At 41.0% G+C, this 2,047-nt stretch carries 1 protein-coding gene; it reads right to left on the bottom strand.

Annotated elements, in window-relative coordinates; all coding sequences use genetic code 11:
• On the bottom strand, positions 1 to 1,036 hold a 1,036-nt coding region (locus AC1DPQ_RS26165), incomplete at its 3' end, for an aspartate kinase (RefSeq protein ID WP_477611353.1).
• Positions 1,037 to 2,047 lie beyond the last annotated feature (1,011 nt).

Genomic DNA, 2,047 nt, shown 5'->3' with positions numbered 1-2,047 from the left:
ATACTACATTGATCTGTTCGCGCGAAAGTAGTGAGAATAATCTTCCGCTAAAACCTGCCTTACCTACCATACCACTACCCGTTAGGTTAATAATGCTGATGTGATCGATAGAGGAAATTCCTTTTATGGGTAAACTTGATGTTTTAACATCGCTTTTGATATAAGTTCCTGCGAAATCAGGTTCGAAAGTGTTTTTAATCACAATCGGGATTTTCTTCATAAAAGCAGGAATCATTGTTGGCGGATAGATCACTTTCGCCCCAAAATAACTCAGTTCCATGGCTTCGGTGTAGCTTAATTCCGGTAACGAGAAAGCCTTTTTCACAATGCGTGGATCAGCTGTCATCATGCCGTTTACATCCGTCCATATCTCTATTTCTTCGGCATTTAAGGCTGCACCCCATACCGCTGYGGTATAATCAGAGCCACCACGGCCTAAAGTTGTTACCCTGCCTGCTGAATTGCTTGCTATAAACCCAGTAACAAAAAGTACTTTGTCTTTATTTTCCTGGTAAAAATTGTTGATCAGCATTTCAGTCAATTCGGTATCTACTTTCGCCTGACCGAAGTTGCTGTCGGTTTTAATCAGGTCAGAACCGTTAACATAAAGCGCATCGCCGAAATTTTGAGAAGCAATGTGGCTGATCATAAAAGTAGAGCAGCGTTCGCCGTAACTTAAAATCTGATCTTTGGTCTGCAAGCTCAGTTCGCGCAGATTGGCCACAGCCTGTAACAGATCTTCCAATTCGTTAAAAAAGATCTTTAAACGTGTAAACACAGGGTTTTGTGCAGCCGCAGGTAAAAGCGAGCGGATTACAGCAAAGTGTTTTGCTTCGATTTCTTTTAAATGAGCATCGTAATCTTCTCCACGCTCGGCCATTTCGGCTATATCGGTAAGCAAATTRGTTACACCACTCATTGCCGATAATACAACTACCGGGCTGATCTTTTGTTTTTCTTCGCCAACCAGGCGTAAGAGGGTTTTAATGTTCTCGGCCGAACCTACGGATGTGCCGCCGAATTTGAGTACTTTCATTAGTCTATATTGGTTTTAACTGTTTGATGCTGTGCGGATAATTCATGGTTGCTCGTACAGGTTTCATTCAGCATGGGTTTAAAAAAAAAGCGTCCCGACTTTCATCGGGACGCTTTCTGTGTTTTATGTTTTTTCAATTTACAACAAATTAGCCCCGCTGGTTTATACCGGTGGTAATAATAATCGTTGTAATAATCGAAGTGTTAAAATTCATCTTGTCTTTGTGTACTTTGTACACCGTAAAGTAGGAGATTATTTTTTTAAAATGCAAATGTTTTTTGATTTTTATTTCGAAATTTCTATTAAAACGTTTAATTAGATAAGATAGCCGCATTTTCTGAACCCGAAACCAAATCATTCCCACTTTGAGGGCTGCTCGCAGGGTGGGGTTGTTGGTAAGCGGTTTTAAATATTAGAAAAGGTGCTGTCGTAATTCTTCGGGTACGGCAGCCCTGCTAACCGCTATAGTCCCGATGGTGGTGCTGTTTTGTTGTTGGTGAGATCGGGAGCTGCCGCTTTTATCAGGTTTAGTTAAATTTGGGTTGTGGTACYATTTAAGTTGGTTACCTTTCCAGCGTATAATTCCCCTCCTTTGGCCTATCATGTGGACACATCTTTTGGTTTGGGTTTTTATGCGTTTTGCTAACCAACTTTAATAAAGCAAAGGTTTTACCGAAGAACGCGGTCAATCCCAAGTGGCGGAGAAATCAAAAAAACAGTTGCACAAAAGAAAAAATAGTACTACCAAGCCTTAAACGCAGTGGTTTTGTGTTCATAAAGGGTGCTTCAAAATGTTAGGAAAATTGAACACAAACCCCGAAGGGCTCAATCAGCCCAAAGAAAACACAAACACAAACTGATTAAACGAAGTGCCGCTGTTTTTTTGATGTGCTTGGATTGTGCTGAGCCGCCTTGCTGGATTGACAAAGCGCTTTGGGTACTTTGGCGCTCCAAAATGCGCTAGCATTCTTGAGCACAAATAAAAATAACATGATCTGCGAAAAACTACCA

This window comes from Pedobacter sp. 01T416_2 (genome assembly GCF_056398925.1).
This window is presented reverse-complemented; position numbering and strand designations above follow the sequence as displayed.